A 19,428-nucleotide genomic window follows, 5' to 3' on the forward strand; every position below is an offset into this window, starting at 1 on the left:
GGGTGACCGCAGATCTGCCCGGCCCCGCCGGACCGCTCAGGAGGCCTCGCCGACCTGGAACGCCAAGGAGGCCGAGGTGAGCCTGCGTACCAGTTCCTCGGCGAGGTCACGGGCATCTTGTGAATCGACCTTACCGAGTATGGTCAGCGCCTCCCGCCAGGCCGCCATCGCCGTCGCGGTGTCCGCGATGGTGTCGCCGAGCAGGCGCAAACCTCGGGCCTGCCACACCTGGTCGCCCAACTGACGGAAGCTCTGCAGCGCGGCGCCGGCCAGGCGCGCGGCCATGTCCCGCGAACCGATCGCGTACTCGGCCTCTGCCCAGGCGAGCTGGATGCGGGCACTCACCATCCGGTCGCCGCTCTCCGCGGCGACCTTGCCCGCCTGGCGCAGCGTGCCGACGGCACGATCCGCATCGCCGGCCGCGGTCTGCGCCAGGCCCTGGCCGTAGCGCGCGTAGGCCTCGCCGATCCGGTCGCCGTACTCGACGACGATCTCCAGGACATCGTGAAAGCAGTCGAGCGCGGTGCCGATGTCGTCACCCTTCAGGGCCACCTCGCCGAGGCGGTACCGCAACTGTGCCTCCATCCGGCGGCTCCGTCCCTCGGTGAGCCGGATCGCCTCGGTGAGATGCCCGAGCGCAGCACGCCGGTCGTGGGCGATGACGGCCAGCTGGGCCAACCCGGACAAGACGTGGGCCTCCCCGATCACGTCACCGGCGAACCTGAACCACTCACGCGCCTGCTCGTACTTGCGCCGGGCCTCCTCGTGGCGGCCTTGCGCCCGATCGATGAAGGCCAGGTTGCGCAGGACGAGCGCCCGGCCGTACAGCACCCGCTGGTCGACAAAGAGCTCGTCGGCGGCACGGGACAACCGGGCCGCGTCGTCCAGGCGGTACTCCGCGGCAGCCAGGGCGCCCATGGAGTAGAGGACCGCGGCCTCGCCGTACTTGTTGCCCGATCGCCGCACCGCGGCGAGCGCGCTGTCGTGCGTGGCCCGCCACTCGACGAATTCCGACCGCACCTCGAAAATGGTCACCAGCGTCACCGCGAGGTCCCAGCAGAGGTCGTCGGCGCCGAGGTCAGCGGCCTGACCGACCATCGCCACCAGGGCATCCTTCTCGACCGCGAACCATTCGAGCGGGTCGGCCAGTAGTTCTTCGCAGAGAGTCTCATCGACCTTCCAGCGAACCGCGTCACTGTGCAGGACGGTGTGGTCGCCTCCGTACTCGCTGCGGTGGGCCTTTTCCGCGACATACAGCCACGCGCCCAGAGCCCGGCGCAGTGCCTCGGCCCCATCCTCGGCTCGGTCCTCCGCGTCGTGGCGTTCTGCGGCGAAGATCCGGATCAGGCCGTGCATCCGGAACCGGGCTCGGCCGCCGACCGGGGTCTCGACCTCCAGCAGCTGCGCCGTCACCAGCTCGCTGAGCGCCTCCGCACCTGCGTCGTCGTCCGAGCCGAGCAGGGGTGCGCAGATCCATTCCGGGAAATCGCGTGCCTCCAGCACGCCGAGCAGCCGAAACAGTCGGCGTGCCGGGTCGCTGAGCCACTCGTAGCTGGGAGCGATGTTGGCCCGGAGGCTCTGTTCGCCATGCGACAGTTCGTCGAGGCGCCGGCTCGTGTCGGCGAATCGCTCGGCCATCCGAGCCACTGTCCAGTGGGGCCGGATGAGGAGTCGCCCGCCTGCCGCGCGCAGCGCCAGCGGCAGGTGGCCGCACATACTGCTCAGTCGCAGCGCCTGGGTCGGCTCGGCATAGATTCGACCGGGCCCCGCGATCTGTGCCAGCAACTCGACCGAGTCGCTGGGTTCGAGCAAGGGACATTCCACGTGGTGAGCCGCCGGCAAGGCGGTGAGCCGGCGGCGGCTGGTCAGGATGACCACGCTGGGGGCGGAGTTGGGCACCAGCATGCGGACCTGCTCCTCGTCCGCGACCTCGTCGAGAACCATGAGCACGCGCCGCCCGGCGAGCAGGGCTCGCAATGTCTCGGCACGCTCCTCGATGCCGCCGGGGATCATCACGTGCGGTACGCCGAGGGCACGCAGGAACCGCTCCAGGACCTGGGCGGCGCCCAGCGGGGTGTTGTTGCCGTTGAGCCGGGCGTAGAGCTGCCCGTCGGGAAAGAAGTCCTTCGTCGCGTGTGCCACCCGGATCGCCAGGGCGGACTTGCCGACACCGCCGGTGCCGGAGACCGAGATGATCCGGGGCGCCGCGTTCCCGTCATCCGGTTCCGCGGTGACTATCTCCTGGAGCCGGTCGAGCAACGGCCGGTTGCCCGTGTAGTCACCGATGTCGGGCGGGAGCAGCCGGGCCGGGCGGTAGTCGGCCGGCGTGACGTCGGCAGGCTGGGTCGCGGCCCTCGGATCCAGCTCATAGTCGGTTTCACCGCCCAGGACCGCACGTTCGACCTCGCGCAGCTCGGCGCTCGGCTCGATGCCCAGCTCGTCGACGAGTGTCTGGCGACCGTCGCGGTAGCAGGCCAGGGCCTCCCCCTGGCGACCGCTGCGAAACAGCGCGAGCATCAATTGCGCCCGCAGGTGTTCGCGCAGCGGGTTGGACGCCACCAGGTCGGCGAGTTCGGCGATCATCTCCTGGTGGCCGCTCTGGCGCAGTCTCAGGTCCATGAACTCCTCGACCGCCCGCAACCGCATCTCTTCCAGGCGAGCGCCGGCAGCTGCCACCAGCCGGCTCTCCACCCCGGCCAGCGCGTCGCCCCGCCAGAGCTTCAACGCGCGTTCGTAGCGGCCGATCGCCTCATCGAGCCGCTGCTCCTCGGCGCTCTGTCGGCCCTCTGCCACGAGCCGCTCGAAGACGAGCAGGTCGACCTCGTCGGGCCCGGCGTGGATCAGGTAGCCCGGAGCGCAGGTCTCCAGCCGGTCCGGCAGGCCGACGTCGGCGAGCGCCCGCCGCAGCGCGGAGACGCAGATCTGGATCTGTCCTCGCGCGGTCTGCGGTGGGGCGTCGTCCCAGATGGCTGTGGACAGCCGGTCGACCGGGACGACCCGGCCCGCCTCGAGCAGCAGCATCACCAGGACGATGCGCTGCCGCGCCGCTCGGATGGTGGCTGTGCCTGTCGGGCCTTTCACCCCCAGCGTGCCGAGGATCTCGAAGTTCATCACAGCCGCAGTCCCCCGTGGTCTCGGCTCCGTCTGTTACACCTTGCGACGCGCGGCGAAATCGCCCTCGCACCCCTGGCGATGGGCAAGGGCATTGCCGTTGATCACTGTCCGAATCGGGAGCGTAACAGCTCGGAGCGGGGCCGTCGAGCGTTCAACAATCCGCTGTGTAGGACCAGCGATCACTCTCGGTCCGAATATGAGCCCTGACTACGCGGCGGCGTTATGTATTTTGAGCGGCCGGTATGCCGACCCGAAGATTCGCTTTCCAGAAACCGGGGAGGCTGAGTAGACCCATAGCGATCACCGACCTGACCGGACGACATCGGGCGGCGGACCGACCGGCGAACCGTCAACGGGCTCCCGGCCCAGAGCGGGACCCGGTGGGAAGATCGGTCGACTGCGGCATCGTCGGCATGGATCGGTCGACCCAGGCCCGGCCGGCCAGGGCGCGGCAGCCGTACCGTACCCGGGCGAGCTTGTCCGGGTAGTCGGGGTCGTCGTCGGCGAGCAACAGGCCGAGGATCGTTCCGCTGTGCGCGGCGACCACCCCGAGGGCGCCCGTCGCGGCCGAGAGGGCCACCAGGTCGCCGAGCATCGACTTGGGACGCAGCCGCTGGTTGAGCAGCGCGCTCCGGGTCGCCACGGCGCCGACCGTCGCGAGATCCCCCTTGCCGATCGCCACCGTGATCTCATCGAGCAGGCTGCGGTACTCCCGCCGCTCGGCGCGGCCGAACGGTTTGGGAATGCGGTTGAAGTCGACCGTGTCGACCTGGCCACCCTCGTCCACGCCCACGATCGTCGTTGCCGGCAAATGACCCAGCATCGCTTGCAGCCGGACCTGCCGGTGCAGGAAGGCCACCACACCGGGATACATCACCCCGTCGGTGGGCTCGATCGGGCGCAGCAGTGACTCGATGTCGGCCGGGGTGAGCGTCACCCCGATCGCCTCGCTCACCGCCCGCACGGTGGCCACCAGATCGGCCGAGGAACTCGCCTGGCCCTTGCCCTCGGTGAGATCGCCGTCGAGGGTGAGCCGACCACCGCCCCACACGCCGTACCGGCGCAGCATGGCCTCGGCCACTGCCCGTGATTTCGTCTTGCTCCGTGGTGCGACTTCGACCCTCGATGCGCCTGGGTGTAACTCGAAGTACGCCGAACATCCCCGCCTGATCGGCAGCGTTACCAGGAAATCCGTACCCGGTTCCGGCAACACGCCCTGAAGCAGCTCACCGAAGGTGCCATAGGCCCAGCCACGGCCGACCTGCACCGGCCGGCCATCGAACGCGGCGCGGGCCGATCCCGATGCGATAATCATTTTTCTCCCTTGGTCGGCGCGTTACCGGATCGTTGGTCACAGCGTCGGCGGCATGGGGAATTCCAGTTCCGCGAACAGATCGGCCAGGAATGGCCTCCCCCCGATGTTCGAGAGGACGACCAGACCCGCTCCGTCGTCGAGATCCGTCGCGGTCATGCACTGGAAGCTGTGCCGATCGCCGGGATGACCGAACCACCGGTGACCGTCGACGACCTTGCTGACGCAGCCCAGGCCGTACCGACCGCCCGGCACCTCCGGCGTGATCATGGCTTGCGCGGACGCCCGGTCGAGCACCCGCGACGGTTCGCCGGTGGCAGCTGCCCGGATCTCCACCGCTACCTTGGCCAGATCGGCGGCGGTCGTCCACAGGCCACTCGCGGCCTGCTGGGGGAAGACTCGCCAGCCGCCGGGCAGGTGCGTGCCGTCGTCCCGGTGGCCGTGCGCCACACGGCCCGGCCGCAGGTGCGGGAACGCCTGGTCGAAGCTGCTGTCACGCATGCCGAGCGGATCGAGCACCAACCGTCGCATCGTCTCGGCGAACGGCTCGCCGGTGACCGCCTGGAGGACGCTCTGCACCACGGTGAAGTTCGCTCCAGAATAGCCGAACGTCCCTGCCGCGCCCGTCATCTCGATCGGCGGTGTCGCGGCCGGCGGCCGACCCAGGATCATGTCGGCGAGGGTGGGCAGCGGGTCCGCCTGCTCATGGCCCGGGTGGCCGTACTGCACCAGCCCTGCCACGTGGCCCAGCAGGCCCCGCAGGGTGACCGGTCCCGACGCGCCGCGCAACCCGCCTGTCAGGTGGGTACGCACGTCCGCGTCCAGGTCCAGCACGCCGTCCATGGCCAGCCGCAGCACGCCCACCGTGGTGACGTGTTTGCTCACCGAACAGGCCTGGAAGATCGTTTCGGCATCGACCGCCGCACCCCCACGGGCGTCGGTCGTTCCCTCACCCCAGGCCCGGGCGACCTGCCCGTCGGCGATCACCGCGACACTCACCGCCGGCGCCTGACACCGCCGACGCGCGGCGGCCATCAGTGCCGAGCCCGGCTCGAGGCGCTGCCAGGACGCCGGAACCGGCCGGTCGGCCGGTGCCGCCAGCTTGCGAAGTCGCTGCAGGTGCTCCTGAAGACGCCGGCGGCCCACCCGCTCCTCGACGTTTCCGGCCAAGGTCCAGTCGACGTGCAGCCGGCCGTCTCGCACCCACGACCTGACGTCCAGGAGGTAGCGGCGCTCACCGGCGGGGGCCCGGGCCGTCGAGTCGTCGTCCACGCCGTGGAACAGGCCCGCACCGTCGCCCTGGTCGAGCAGATGACCGAAGTGGGTCAGGCTGACCCACGACCTGGATGCCAGATCGGCCTGGCCCGCCAGGTGACGCAACAGTCCATGTCCGATCCCATGGTGCGGAATCGCCGCCAGGGTGTCGGCCAGGGCGTCCACCGCCGTGTCGACGCCACCCCGGCCGACCGGCCGGACGACCACCGGGTACCTGGCGGTGAACCAGCCGACGGTGCGGGAGAGATCCACATCATCGAACAGCGGCTCGCGGCCGTGGCCCTCGATGTCGACCGAGACCGGGAGGCCGCCGCCGGCCCATTCCACCAGCACGTCCCCGAGAGCGGCCAGCACCAGCGTCTGCATCGGCACCCCGTGCGCCGCCCTGCGGGTCAGCCGGCTCGTGTCCGCTTCATCGAGCACCGCCTCGACCGTGCGGGTCGCCGACTCACGATTGATGCCGCCTACATCAACTGCGGGCGGTGGCGCCACCGGCTCGCGAGCCACCGCCTGCCACAACTCGCGTTCCTCGTCCAGCTTCCCGCTGCTCGCGTACGCGGCGAGCCGCGTGGCCCACTGCCCGAACGAGGTCGGGACCGGCGTGAGCGCGGCGGGATCGTCGGTTCGGTACACGGTGGCGAGGTCGTCGAGCAGGATGCGCCAGGAATACGTGTCCACGGCCCAGTGGTGGACCACCACCACGACGCGGTCGTCGAATCCGTCGGCCCGGATCAGTGCCGCCCTGAGCAGGGGGCCGTCGGCCAGGTCGAGACCGGTGTGCAGCCGATCGGCGATGGCCCGGATCTCGTCCCGTCGCTCATCGGCTGTCCGGGTGCCGAGATCGACCACCCGTAGCGGATTGGTGTCCGACACCGGCGCGACCCGCTGGCGCCGGTCGGGCGCGGCGCGGTCGAGACGCAACCGCAGCGCGTCGTGCTGGGCGGTCAGCGCCCGCAGAGCCCGTCCCAGGCGGCCCGGATCGGCGGCGCCGTGCCAGTCCACCTGCACCGACTGGTTGTAGTGGTCGTGCGGCACACGTTGGTCGAGCAGACGATGCTGCGCCGGAGTGAGCGGTACCGCCGACCAGGGGTCCGGGTGCTCGGCACGCGGGGCCGCCACCTCCACCGCCGCGCCCGGCGCCACGGTGGCGGCCAGGTCTCGCAGCCTGGTGTCGCGCAGCACGTCCTGCACAGTGATCGACAGGCCGGCACGCCGCCCCAGGGTGACAACCTGGAAGGCGAGGACCGAATCGCCACCGAGGGCGAAATAGTCGTCCTCTGGCCCCACCCGGTCGAGGCGCAGCACGCCCTTCCAGATCTCCGCGAGCACCCGCTCGGCCTCCGTGACGGCGGCGGCGAGCCCCATCCCGGCCGGCCCGGCGGCGCCCGACGACGCGGCCGGAGCCGGTTCCGGAACGACCGGCGCGGGTACGACTTCGCGCCACGCGGCGACCGGGTCGTCGGCGGGCGCAACGGTGACGGCCTCGAGCAGCATTCGGTAGTGCCCGAGGAGTTCCGCGACCGCGTCCCGGTCATAGACTGCGTGCTCGAACTTCAGTCCGAGCTCGAGGTGACCGGCGACGCTCACGGTGAGCACCAACGGGTACGCGGTCTCGCCCGGAGCGCCGTCGCTCTGGTCGACCCGCAGGCCGGCCCACTCGCCCTCCTCCTCGTCGGCGGCGCGCTCCAGGACGAACAGGTTGGTGAACAGCCGTTCTCCGCGGGGCACATCGACGCATCGGGCAATCTCCACCAGGGATGCGCCGGCATGCTCCTGTTGGGTCAGGCGGCCTCGGTGCACCTCGGTGAGCCAGTCGCCGATCGACATGTCCGGGGACACGCCGATCCGGGTGGGCAGGGTGTTCATCAGCATCCCGACCATGCGGTCGATGCCGGGCACGTCGGCGGACCGGCCGGCCAGCGTGGTGCCGAAGACGACGTCATCGGTGCCGCAGTGCCGGCTCAGGAGCAACGCCCACGCCCCCTGCAACAGATTCGGCAGGCTGATCCGGTAACGAGCTGCGGTGTCGCGCAGAGCCTGGAACAGCGAATCGGCGAGAGTGCTCTCCTCGACGCCGATGCCGGTTCCCGGGCGTCGACCCGCTGCGACGGCGGGTAGCGGCGTGGGACCGCGCAGGCCGGCCAACGTTCGCCGCCAGTAACCCATGTCCCGGTTCGCCGGGTGGCGGTCGAGCCAGGACAGGTAGTCACGGAACGGTGCCGGCGGATCGGCCGGCAGGGCACCGCCGGTACGCATAGCGGCGTATGTCTCCAGCACCTCACGGCTCACGATCGACCGGCTCCAGCCGTCCAGCACCAGGTGGTGGACGTTCCACAGCAGGCGGTGGCGCGTCGAACCGGTTCGGATCAGAACCAGCCGCATCGGCGGTCCGGCGGTGAGGTCGATCCCGCGCTCCCGTTCGTCCGCGGCCAGCCGCTCCAGCCAGCCCACGCGCTCGCCGTCAGGAGTGGAACGGCAGTCCCAGCGTTCGACCACGATCGGCTGGGCGCGGACGACGACCTGCACCGGGTGCGGCAGGTCCTGCCAGATGAACCGGGTCCGCAGGGCCGCATGCCGGTCGATGACCCGCTGCCACGCCGTCACGAACGTTCCCACGTCGAGATCGCCGTCGAGGTCCCAGATGAACTGGCGGAAGTACTCGTCCCGCTGCGGGTCGGCGAGCCGGTGCAGCAGCATGCCGGTCTGCAGGTGGGTGAGCCGGTACACCTCGGCCGTGTCCAACTCCCTCAGCTGGGTACGCAGGACGGCGGCAGCCTCGTCGTCCAGCCCGGTGAGCGGGTCGGGCCCGGCCACCGGTGGCTCCGCAGCCGATCGCTCCGGAGCGGGCTCCGCCGCTGCCGGCTCCGCGAGGGTCACCACGGCCGCGAGACCGGCGACGGTCGGATGGCGGAACACGTCACGCGGGTTGACGGCGAGACCGTACTCCTGTGCCAGAGCGACCAACCGCACCGAGACGATGGAGTCGCCACCGAGCCCGAAGAAGTCGTCGTGCACGCCGACCCCGGTCACACCGAGCGCCTGTTCCCAGACACTGACCAGGCGTCGCTCGGTCTCAGTGCGGGCAGCGACGTACCCGGCTTCCTCATCCCGGGTGACCGGGCCCGGTGCCGGCAGCCGGCTGCGGTCGACCTTGCCGGCCGCCGTGAGCGGCAGCTCCGGCAGACAGACGAACTGTGCGGGACGCATGTAGGTGGGCAGGTCGCGGGCCAGCCATTCCTGCAGGTCAACGGCGCTCGGCAGCTGCCCATCGGGGCGGGGCACCAGGTACGCGACCAGCCGACGGTCGCCTGACTCGTGGGCGAAGGCGGCGACCGCACCCTCGACGATGTCGGGATGAGCCAGCAGCCGGGCCTCGATCTCCCCCAGTTCGACCCGGTATCCGCGGATCTTCACCTGATCGTCGCAACGGCCCAGGAAGTCGAGGTTCCCGTCGGCGCGCCACCGGGCCAGATCCCCGGTCCGGTAGAACCGGGCGCCCGGCTCCGACGCGTACGGATCCGGCAGGAACCGCTCCGCCGTGACCGACGGCCTGCGATGGTAACCACGGGCGACACCGTCACCGCCGATGAACAACTCCCCCGTCACACCGATCGGTACCGGGGAGAGGTGACGGTCGAGCACGTACATCCGGATGTTGGCGATGGGCCGGCCGATCGGGAGCGGCAGCTCCGGATCGACTTCGTCCGGCAGGACATAGGTCGAGCAGCCGACCACCGTCTCGGTCGGGCCGTACTCGTTGATGATCCGTGCCCGTGGAGCCGCCTTACGCCAGCCCAGGGCGGTTTCCGTACGCACCTCGTCGGCGCCCACCACGAAGGTGCGCACCGAATGGACGCTGTCGGGCTGCACCATCCGACGCAGCACGTCGAGATGCCCCGGCGTGATCTTGAGCAGACTGAAGTCGGCCGGCTCGGTGAGCAGGTCGGCGAGATTTCCGAGGCCCTCGTCGGGCGGCAACAGTGTCACGCTCAGCCCGGCCGTCAGCGGCAGGAAGAAATTGGGAACGGAGAGGTCGAACGCGATGGAGCCGACCATCGGAGCGCCGTCCGCGCCGTCGATCCCATAGCCGGAACGCGCCCACCACAGATAGTTGATCAGACCTCGATGGTCGATCAGCACGCCCTTCGGCCGTCCGGTCGAGCCGGAGGTGTACATGATGTAGACCAGGTTGCGCGCCGTGACACCCGTCTGGGGCGACGTGGCCGGTCGCTCTGCGATCTGCGCGGCCTCGGCGTCGAGCAGCACCGCGGGCAGGTTCTCGCCGTCGGTGGCCAGCGCCGCGAGGTCGGCCCGGGTCACCACGAGCCGGGCACCGCTGTCCCGCAGGTAGTACTTCAGCCGGTCACTTGGATGGCCGGGGTCTAGGGGGAGATAGGCGCCGCCGGCCTTGAGCACGCCGAGCAGGGCCACGAACATCTCGACGGAATGGTCCAGGAGCACGCCGACGATCTGCTCGGGGCCGACGCCTCGGGCACGCAGGTGGTGCGCCAGCCTGTTCGCGGACTCGTCCAGGTCGGCGTAGGAGACCGAGGATCCGTCGACATCGACGATCGCCGTAGCGGCGGGATTCTCGCGAGCCGCCTGCTCGAACAACTCGTGCAGGCACGTCTCCGACGGGTACCACGCGTCGGTGTCGTTCCATGTCCGGAGCACACGTTCGCGCTCGACGTCGGGCAACGCGTCGAGCGTGTCGATCGAGCCGGACCGGTCATCGGCGATCGCGGTGAGGATGATCGCCAGGTGCGCGAGCAGCCGCCGGATGGTCTCCGCCTCGCCGCAGGTGCGTTGGTACGCCAGTTGCAGGCACAGCCCGTCCCCCGCCGTCACGTCCAGCACCAGCGGGTAGCCACTGTCCAGCGCGGTGCTACCGGGCACCGGGGACACTTCCGGCGGCAGCGCCGGTTCGCGCTCCTCGTGCTGGAACACCACGATGCTGTCGAACAGGCGCTCGTCCGCCCGCACCGCGCTCTGCCGCTTGGCGTCGACCAGCGAGCAGTGGACGTGCTCGTGCAACTCGGCCATCTGATCCTGGACTGCGCGGGCCACCGCGCCGGCGGTGATCCCCTCTTCGATCCGCATCCGGACCGGGAGGGTGTTCATCAGCAGGCCGACGACCTGTTCGATCCGAGGGAAGTCCCCGGACCGCCCGTTGACGGTGACCCCGACGACCACGTCGTCCCCGCCACCGAACCGACGCAGCAGCAGTCCCCAGGCCGCGGTCACCAGCGAGCCCAGCGACACCCGCCAGCGGCGCGACACCTCGGTCAACCGATCCAGCTGGCCCCGGTCCAGGTTCAGCAGTTCGAGCGCCGTACCCGCCCGGCCGCCTTCCTCCGTCGGCAACCGGTTGACCGGTAGCGCGGTCGGCGTGGTGAATCCGCCGAGCACCTTCTGCCAGTGCACGGCGTCCGCGTCGCGGTCGCGTCCGGCGAGCCACGCCCGATGTGCTGCCGCCGGCACCGGGTCGGGGAGGTCGACGGACGTGCCGTTGCGGAGGCCGCCGACGATCTGGAACAGTTCCCGGACCACTATCTCGGTGCTCCATCCGTCGAGCAGGATGTGGTGGGTCCGCCACACCAGCCGGTAGGACGAGTCACCGGTGCGCAGCGCGGTGAATCGGTTGATCGGACCGGTCAGCTCGATCGGTTCGGCCCGGTCCTCGGCGAGGAAGTCCTCGTACCGCCGCGGAGACGCGTCGGCGCGCCAGTCGAGGACGACCAGTTCCGGCTCTGCGCGACAGTGCACCTCCTGGACCGGATGTGGCCGCCCGCGCCAGGCGAACCGGCTGCGCAGCGCGGGGTGCCGGGCGCAGACCTCGCGCAGCGCCGAGGCCAGCGCCTCCTCGTCGAGCGGCTGGTCCACATCGAAGGCGTGGTACTGCGCGTACCGGTTCTCCGCCGGGAAGGCGATCGTCTCGAACAGCATCCCTTCTTGGAGGGCGGAGAGCCGGTGCACGGACTCCACGCCGTCCGGTAGCGGTTCGGCAGCGCGGGCCGGGGCGGCGCCGTGGCCGTCAGCGGCCGGGCCGTCCGTGGCGCGGAGCGCCGCCACCACCTCGGCCACCGTCTGGTGCCGTAGCAGCAGACGCGGGGTCACCGGCAGGCCGGCGGCGCGAGCCCGGTTGGCGATCCGCACCGCCAGGATCGAGTCGCCACCGATGTCGAAGAAGTTGTCCCGCACGCCACAGAAGTCGAGATCGAGCAGCTCGGCCCAGATCGCGGCCAGCACCCGCTCGGTCTCGTCGCGTGGCCTGGTCGGCTCCGCTCGCGATGCGGCTGCCGGTGACACGTCCGGCAGCGCCTTCCGGTTCACCTTGCCGCTCGAGGTCAGCGGCAGCGCGTCCAGGGGCACGTACGTGGCCGGGACCATGTACTCCGGCAGCGTGCCGCGCAGATGGGCCGTCAGATCGCTCGCCGACAGCACGTGCCCGGGCGTCGGCACCACATAGGCGACCAGCCGCAGAGCGCCGGCCGAGGTCTGCTGTGGCACCACTGCGGCCTGCGCGATGTCGGGGCGGGCCAGCAGGGTCGAAACGATCTCATCGAGCTCGATGCGGTGGCCGTGTACCTTGACCTGATCGTCGATCCGTCCGAGGAATTCGAGGGATCCGTCGGTACGCCACCGCGCGACGTCGCCCGTCCGGTACATCCGGCCGCCGTGGAACGGGTCGGGCACGAAGGAGCCAGCGGTCAGTACGGGCCGGCCGACGTATCCGCGGGCGAGGCCGACACCACCGATGAACAGCTCGCCGGGCACCCCGACGGGCATCGGGCGCAGGGCGTCGTTCAGGACGTACAGCCGCGTGTTGTCGATCGGCCTGCCGATCGGGACGGTCGCCTCGCCCGGCGCAGACACACAGGTGTACGCGGACACGTCGATCGACGCCTCGGTCGGGCCGTACAGGTTGTGCAACTCGGCGGTGAGCCGGGAGCGAGCCTGATCCGCCAGCCCGGCCGGAAGGGCTTCGCCGCTGCAGATGACGTGGCGCAGGCTGGGAAGGTCGTCGACCGTGGGATCGGCGAGGAACTCCGCGAGCATCGAGGGCACGAAGTGCACGACGGTCGCGGCGCTGCGGCGGATGAGGTCCGCCAGGTACGCCGGGTCCTGATGTCCACCAGGCTCGGCGACCACCAGACGCGCGCCGACGGTCAGCGGCCAGAAGAACTCCCACACCGACACGTCAAAGCTGAACGGCGTCTTCTGGACGACAGTGTCGCCGGTGCCGATCGGGTAGGCCTTCTGCATCCACTGCAGCCGGTTGACCACACCCCGGTGCGGTACACAGACGCCCTTGGGCCGCCCGGTCGAGCCGGAGGTGAAGATGATGTATGCGAGGTCGTCCGGTGACACTGCCGTCAGGCCGGAAGTGCCGTCGTCGGTGATCGCCGCCTGCCGGTCCACGTCCAGCACGACGACCTCGTCGCCGGTCCAACGACCGGCGGTCTCCTGGTCGACCAGGACGACGGACATCCCGGTGTCGGCGACGATCATCGCGTGTCGGCCGTCGGGATGATCGGGATCGAGCGGCACGTACGCGCCACCTGCCCACTCGACAGCAAGCAGCGCGGTCACCAGCCTGAACGAGCGCTGCAGGCAGACCCCGACCGGCACATCGGGTCCTACCCCGGCTCGCCGCAGCCCCGCGGCTACCCGGCTCACTCGGTGCGCCAGTTCCGCGTACGTGAGCGTCTCCTGGTCGTCGACGACGGCGCAGGCATCCGGGGTCCGGGCCGCCTGCTCGGCGAACAGGGACGCCAGGGTCGTCTCGCGCAGCGGCACCTCGGTGTCGTTCCAGGACCGGAGCTGCCGGTGCAGGTCGTCGGCCCCCAGCAGATCAAGGTCGCCGGTCCGGCGTGCGGGATCGGCGGCCATCTGCTCCAGGACGGCAACCAGACTGCGCAGCAGCCGCCGTGCGGTATCGGCCTCGAACAGATCCGTGGCGTACCGGAGCTCCAGGCGGATCGCGCCGTCGTCGTCGCGCGCCACCAGCGTGAGTTCGAACTTCTCGGTGGCCTCGTCGAGGTCGACCGGCTCGGTGGTGATACCCGGAAGGTCCCACCAGTCCTCGTGGTCGTCCAGGTATTGGAACAACACCTGGAACAGCGGGTTGCGATCCGGCGCGCGTCGCACGTTCAGCGCGCGGACCACCTCCTCGATGCTGACATCGGCATGGTCCAGCGCCCCGGCCACGGTCCGGCGCAGGCGGATCATGAGGTCACGCAGCTCCGGCCCGTCAGCCAGATCGACCGGAACGGCGACGGTGTTGACGAAGAGCCCGACAGTCTCGTCGGTGCCGGCCGTGCCACGGCGCGACATGGGCGTCCCCACCGCGAAACGCGTTTGCCCGCTGTAGCCACCAAGGGTGGCCGCGAGCCCCGCCAGCACCGCGACGAAGGGCGTCACGCCGGCCTCGGCAGCGACCTGCCGTAGCCGGTTCGCCGTGTTCGGGGGCACGGTCATCACGACCCCGTCGCCGCGGTATGTCGGTTCGGGCGGGTGCGGCCGGTCGATGGGAAGTTCCAGGTACGGGTCGACATCCGAGAGGGCCCGGCGCCAATGGTCCAGGTGGGTCTGCCGGCCGTCGGCAGCGCCTTCGAGGGCCCGGCGCGCGTAGTCGGTGTAGCGACCCGGCGCCGCGACGTCCGCGACGCCGCGATAGAGCCGGCTGAGGTCGGTGGCCAGGATCTGGCAGGACCATTCGTCGGCGATCAGGTGGTGCAGGTGCAGCACCAGGAGGTGATCGCCGTCCGCCTCGACGAGAGCAGCGCGGAACAGCGGTCCCGCCTCGAGGTCGAAGCGCCGCGCCAGCTTGGCCCGGACCGAGGCCATCGGGTCGCCTCCGTGCTCGGTCCGGTCCACCACGGTGAAGGCGGCCGGCCCCGGGGCGCGGACGATTTGCATCGGTCCGTCCTCGGTCTCGACGACGACGGTACGTAACGCCTCGTGCCGGGCCACCAGACGATCCAGCGCGGTCCGCAATCTGCTGACCTCTACGGCCCCGTGCAGTCGCACGACCTCATGCACGCTGTAGAGCCCCTCGTGTGCGCCGAGCATCTCTCCGACGAGCCACAGAGAATGCTGCTCCGGCGACAGCGGGACGGGCTCCTCGGGCGACCGTGCGGCGTCCGGTGTCTGCACCGGGCTCGCGGTCGGCGCGGCTCCGCGCAGCAGCCGTTCCGTGACACTGCGCCGTGCCGCGGCCAGCAGATCCTCGCGCTCGTCAGGAGTGATGGTCATGGGCCGACTCTCGGCCGGTCGCCTATCGGCCCGCTGTCCCGCCGTTACCGGTTGGAGGCGCCGGTCCGGGATACGTGGACGATAGGGGGTGTCCACCGCGCTCAGGCCGTAGACTCTGGTCGATGCTCGCGACTCTGCTCCCGGCCGCCGTACGCACCGCTGAGGCGTTCTCCGACATACCCGGCGAGCCGGTGTTCCCTGGCGAGGAGGACCTGGTGGCGAACGTCGTCGACCTCCGGCGCCGGGAGTTCGTCACCGCCCGCCGCTGCGCGCGCGAAGCCCTGCGGCGGCTCGGTGTGGCTCCGGCACCGATCCGGATCGGTGCCGAACGGGCGCCGGTCTGGCTGACCGGGGTGGTCGGCAGCATCACGCACTGCACCGGCTACCGAGCGGCCGCCGTCGCGCGCTCGGCCGACCTGATGTCGGTTGGCATCGACGCCGAGCCGCACCAGACACTGCTGGCCGGAACCCAGGACTACATCGTCGCGCCCGGCGAGGCCGACATGCTGCGCGACCTGCGCAGTGCCCATCCTCGGACGCATTGGGACCGGCTGCTGTTCAGCGCGAAGGAAGCGGTGTACAAGGCGTGGTTTCCGCTGACCGGACGGTGGCTCGGACTGCCGGACGCCCGGCTGACCATCGACCCCACTGCGGGCCGGTTCAGCGCGCAACTGCTCGTCGACGGACCGCGGTCCCGGTTCTCCGGACGCTTCCTGGCGACCGACCGGTTGATCCTGACCGCGGTGGCGGTCGGGTCAGGCGATTGACAAGCCCACCCCGCCCGCTCGACGGACGCCCCGAACGGGCGGCCGGTCGACCTCTGAACGCTCCGGTACGCAGTGATCGACAGTGGGCGCCGGCGGCGGACGTCCGTTGAACAGACACCTGGGCCGACCCGGCGGCTGCCCGTGACACGGCCCTCGCGGCAGGTGACCTGGCGGCGGCCGAGGTGCCGCCGGGCGGCCACCCGAGCGGTCGGTCGCACCTCGGTCGGCGGTGTCGCTGTCGTGCAGCATGCGCGGACCGTCGAGGTACGAAGAGTGGGTCACGACCCGCCTATGGGACTCGGCAACCGATGAACTCGGCTCAGAGCCGCTCCGCGTCGACGGCGGCCAGTCCCGCGGTGTGGTTCGCGTGCCTCTCCACGCACCGCAGCGCGTCCTCCGTGGTGCCGGTCACCGAGCAGAGCGAGCCGAGGTCGGGATCGGTGAAGCCCCAGTCGGTCAGCTCCTGCGCCATTCCGAGGAACCGATCCCAGAACCCGTCGGTGTTGACCAGCACGATCGGCTTGGTCAACACTTTCAGCTGGTTGAGGCTTATCACCTCCAGCACCTCGTCGAGAGTCCCGAACCCGCCGGGCAGGGCGACGAACGCGTCGGCCTGGGTGAGGAACGCCACCTTGCGCTCGCCCAGCGTCGAGGTGACCACCGTCTGCTGCGGTGGTGCCGCGATGCCTCGCTCCTTCTCGACCAGGAACGTGGGAATGACCCCGGTCACGGGCGCACCGTGCCGCTGCGCGGACCACGCCACCTCGCCCATGAGCCCCGAACCACCACCGCCGTAGAGCAACCGGTGACCGCGTCGGCCGATCAGCAGACCCAGGTGCCGGGCCGCCTCGGTGTCGGCCGCCCGCCGGCCCGGCCGGGCGCCGCAGAAGACACAGATGGTCAGGGGACGCGCCGCAGCGCCTCGGGGATCAGGCTCGGTCGGCGCCGCCGACATGACTCGCAGGCTCATGACACTGCATTGGGGACGCCGCGTCTATCACGAAGATATCGACGGCGAGCAGGACGACAAGAGATCGCCGATAGGGCGGCGACAGGTCAGCGGTGGACGGTGATCCCACGATGAAGGAAACCCGACGTCCACGAGCCCCGTCCCTCTCGGGCGCGGTGGAGATCCACTTGGGGATCGCCTCGACTCCTACGCGTTGGCCCTGCCTCGTTGCCGTCGGCATCAGCACGAGACGGGATCCGGCGGCTCGCACCCGATCCGCGCCCCGGGTGGGGAGCTGATCGGGGACGGCCACCGGCTGGACGGCCACCGGCTGGACGGCCACCACGATGCGGACATCGACAGGACGACCGACCGACACGTAGGAGGGACGTCATGGGTACCGTGCTCAGCTTCGACCAGTACGGCAAGGCCGAGAACCGCGTCGTGCGCATCTACCGGGACAACCCGCGACACGAGATCTGGGATCTGAACGTCTCCACGGCGTTACGCGGTGACTTCGCCGCGGCGCACGTCGAGGGAGACCAGCGGGATGTGCTACCGACCGACACCCAGAAGAACACCGCCTTCGTGTACGCCAAGAAGCACGGCGTCACGTCTCCCGAGGACTACGCGATCGCGGTCGGCCAACGGCTGATCGAGGCGTCCCCCAAGGCGTCCGGCGCCCAGGTCCGCGTCGAGCAGTACGCCTGGGACCGAATCGACGTCGACGGGGCCGGCCACGACCACGCGTTCCTCCGCCGCGGCGGAGCCGTCCGGACGACCGTGGTCACGCTCTCCGGGCGGAACGCCGAGCAGCTGGTCCGCGTGGTTTCCGGCCTACGTGACCTGGTCCTGCTCAAGTCGACCGGTTCGGAGTTCAAGGGTTTCCTCCGGGACGAATACACGACGTTGCAGGAGACCGACGACCGCATCCTCGCCACCTCGCTCGTCGCGAGGTGGCGGTACGCGGGTACCGAGGTCGACTGGAACTCGACGTACGGCGCCATCAGTGCGTCGCTGCTGGAGACCTTCGCCACCACCTACAGCCGGGCGCTACAGGAGACCCTCTATCTGATGGGAGCGCACGTGCTCAAGGCTCACGAAGAGGTGGCCGAGATCCGCTTCTCCGCACCCAACAAGCATCACTTCCCCGTTGACCTCGCCCGATTCGGCCTGGAGAACAGCGGCGAGGTGTTCACCGCCACCGACCGGCCGTACGGGCTCATCGAGGCCGCCGTGACCCGCGACGACGCGCCCGAGCCGGGCGACGCCTGGCTCGCCGTGCCGTCCTTCCTGTGAACTGACGAGCGACATGGCCGACTCCGGGCGTCACCGCCTCGCCATCTGTTGTCCGCTGATCGCCGGACGGCCCGACGAGGCGCGATCATGATGCTGGATCTCGTCCTTCGCAGTCGACGCGTGGTCATCGAGGGCACCGAGACCGCGGGTGTGATCGGTGTGCGTGACGGGCGCATCGCCGTCGTGGCACCACTCGACGCGAAGCTGGAAGCCCAGGAGTCGATCACTCTCGCTGATGACGAGGTGCTTCTGCCGGGCCTGGTCGACACCCATGTGCACGTCAACGAGCCCGGTCGTACCGAGTGGGAAGGCTATGCCAGCGCGACCCGGGCAGCCGCAGCCGGCGGAGTGACCACCATCGTGGACATGCCGCTCAACAGCATTCCACCGACGACCACGCCCACCGCGCTGGCCACCAAGCAGGGCTGCGCCCGCGGCCAGACCTACGTCGACGTGGGCTTCTGGGGCGGGGCAGTGCCGGGCAACATCACCGATCTGGCGGCCCTGCACGACGGCGGAGTCTTCGGCTTCAAGTGCTTCCTGCTCGACTCCGGGGTGCCGGAGTTTCCACCGCTGGACGCTGCGGAGTTCGTCGCGACGATGGCAGAGACGGCTCGCCTCGGTGCGATGCTGATCGTGCACGCCGAGGACGCCGAGGTGGTCGCACTGGCGCCACGCCCCACCGGGCCGGAGTACGCGGCCTTCCTGCGTTCCCGCCCGCACCGGGCCGAGGATCGCGCGATCGACCAGGTGATCAACGCCGCGCGCGCGACCGGTGGCCGGGCCCACGTCCTGCACCTGTCCAGCGCCCACGCGCTGTCAGGGCTCACCGCAGCCAGGGCTGCCGGTGTCGATGTCTCGGTGGAGACCTGCCCGCACTACCTGACGTTGTCCGATACCGATATCCCGGATGGAGCGACCCAGTTCAAGTGCTGCCCGCCGATCCGCGACGGCGGCAACCAGGACCGGTTGTGGCAGGCGCTCGCCGCCGGAGACATCGACATGGTCGTCTCGGACCACTCACCCTGTACGCCCGAGCTCAAGCTGCTCGAACACGGCGACTTCGGCAAAGCGTGGGGTGGCATCGCGGGCCTGCAGCTGGGACTGCCGGTGGTATGGACGGCGGCCCGCTCGCGCGGGCACTCGCTGGCCGACGTGACGCGTTGGATGGCGCAGCGCCCAGCCGAGCGCGTCGGGCTGCCGTACAAGGGTCGCATCGCCGCCGGCGCCGACGCGGATCTGTGTGTTTTCGCCCCGGACGCCGATTTCGTGGTCGATCCGGCGAGCCTACTGCACCGTCACCAGCTGACGGCGTACTCGGGTCGACGGCTGGCCGGCATCGTCCGGCAGACCTGGCTTCGCGGGCGGCGCGTACGTACGGAGGGACAGCCGCTCGGGAAGCTGTTGATGAGGGGAAGAAGATGACCGGGACGCACCATGCATTCCGACCGGAC

Annotated in this window: 7 protein-coding genes; 3 read left to right on the forward strand and 4 right to left on the reverse strand. The window is 70.4% G+C overall.

Annotation, left to right across the window (positions count from 1 at the left end; genetic code table 11):
• Positions 1 to 36: 36 nt before the first annotated feature.
• The 3 genes from ACN27B_RS29610 to ACN27B_RS29620 all read right to left on the reverse strand — a co-directional run bounded on the left by ACN27B_RS29610 (position 37) and on the right by ACN27B_RS29620 (position 14,959).
• A complete protein-coding gene (locus ACN27B_RS29610) occupies positions 37 to 3,111 on the reverse strand; it encodes an AfsR/SARP family transcriptional regulator (RefSeq protein WP_141714746.1) in 3,075 nt (1,024 codons plus the stop codon).
• Positions 3,112 to 3,463: 352 nt separating this feature from the next.
• A complete protein-coding gene (locus ACN27B_RS29615; protein ID WP_281593045.1) occupies positions 3,464 to 4,429 on the reverse strand; it encodes a kinase in 966 nt (321 codons plus the stop codon).
• Between the two features lie 36 nt (positions 4,430 to 4,465).
• On the reverse strand, positions 4,466 to 14,959 hold the full coding sequence (locus ACN27B_RS29620) for an amino acid adenylation domain-containing protein (RefSeq protein WP_422742540.1): 10,494 nt from the start codon (positions 14,957 to 14,959) through the stop codon (positions 4,466 to 4,468).
• Between the two features lie 215 nt (positions 14,960 to 15,174).
• Here ACN27B_RS29620 and ACN27B_RS29625 point away from each other — a divergent pair, with 215 nt between their 5' ends.
• On the forward strand, positions 15,175 to 15,726 hold the full coding sequence (locus tag ACN27B_RS29625) for a 4'-phosphopantetheinyl transferase family protein (protein ID WP_422742542.1): 552 nt from the start codon (positions 15,175 to 15,177) through the stop codon (positions 15,724 to 15,726).
• 319 nt (positions 15,727 to 16,045) lie between these two features.
• On the opposite strand, the gene ACN27B_RS29630 is transcribed toward ACN27B_RS29625, so the two are convergent.
• Complete coding sequence (locus ACN27B_RS29630) at positions 16,046 to 16,696, reverse strand: TIGR00730 family Rossman fold protein (RefSeq protein WP_091606509.1); 651 nt, start codon at positions 16,694 to 16,696, stop codon at positions 16,046 to 16,048.
• Between the two features lie 372 nt (positions 16,697 to 17,068).
• Here ACN27B_RS29630 and pucL point away from each other — a divergent pair, with 372 nt between their 5' ends.
• Positions 17,069 to 17,974 (forward strand): factor-independent urate hydroxylase, encoded by a 906-nt coding sequence (gene pucL / locus ACN27B_RS29635; protein ID WP_091606513.1) that lies wholly within the window; start codon positions 17,069 to 17,071, stop codon positions 17,972 to 17,974.
• An 87-nt stretch (positions 17,975 to 18,061) separates the two neighbouring features.
• Positions 18,062 to 19,399: an allantoinase AllB gene (allB, locus tag ACN27B_RS29640; RefSeq protein ID WP_091606516.1), complete on the forward strand. Its 1,338-nt coding sequence runs from the start codon at positions 18,062 to 18,064 to the stop codon at positions 19,397 to 19,399.
• The last annotated feature ends 29 nt before the right edge of the window (positions 19,400 to 19,428 follow it).

The organism is Micromonospora sp. WMMD754 (assembly GCF_049315235.1).
GTDB classification, from domain to species: Bacteria; Actinomycetota; Actinomycetes; order Mycobacteriales; family Micromonosporaceae; genus Micromonospora; species Micromonospora sediminicola.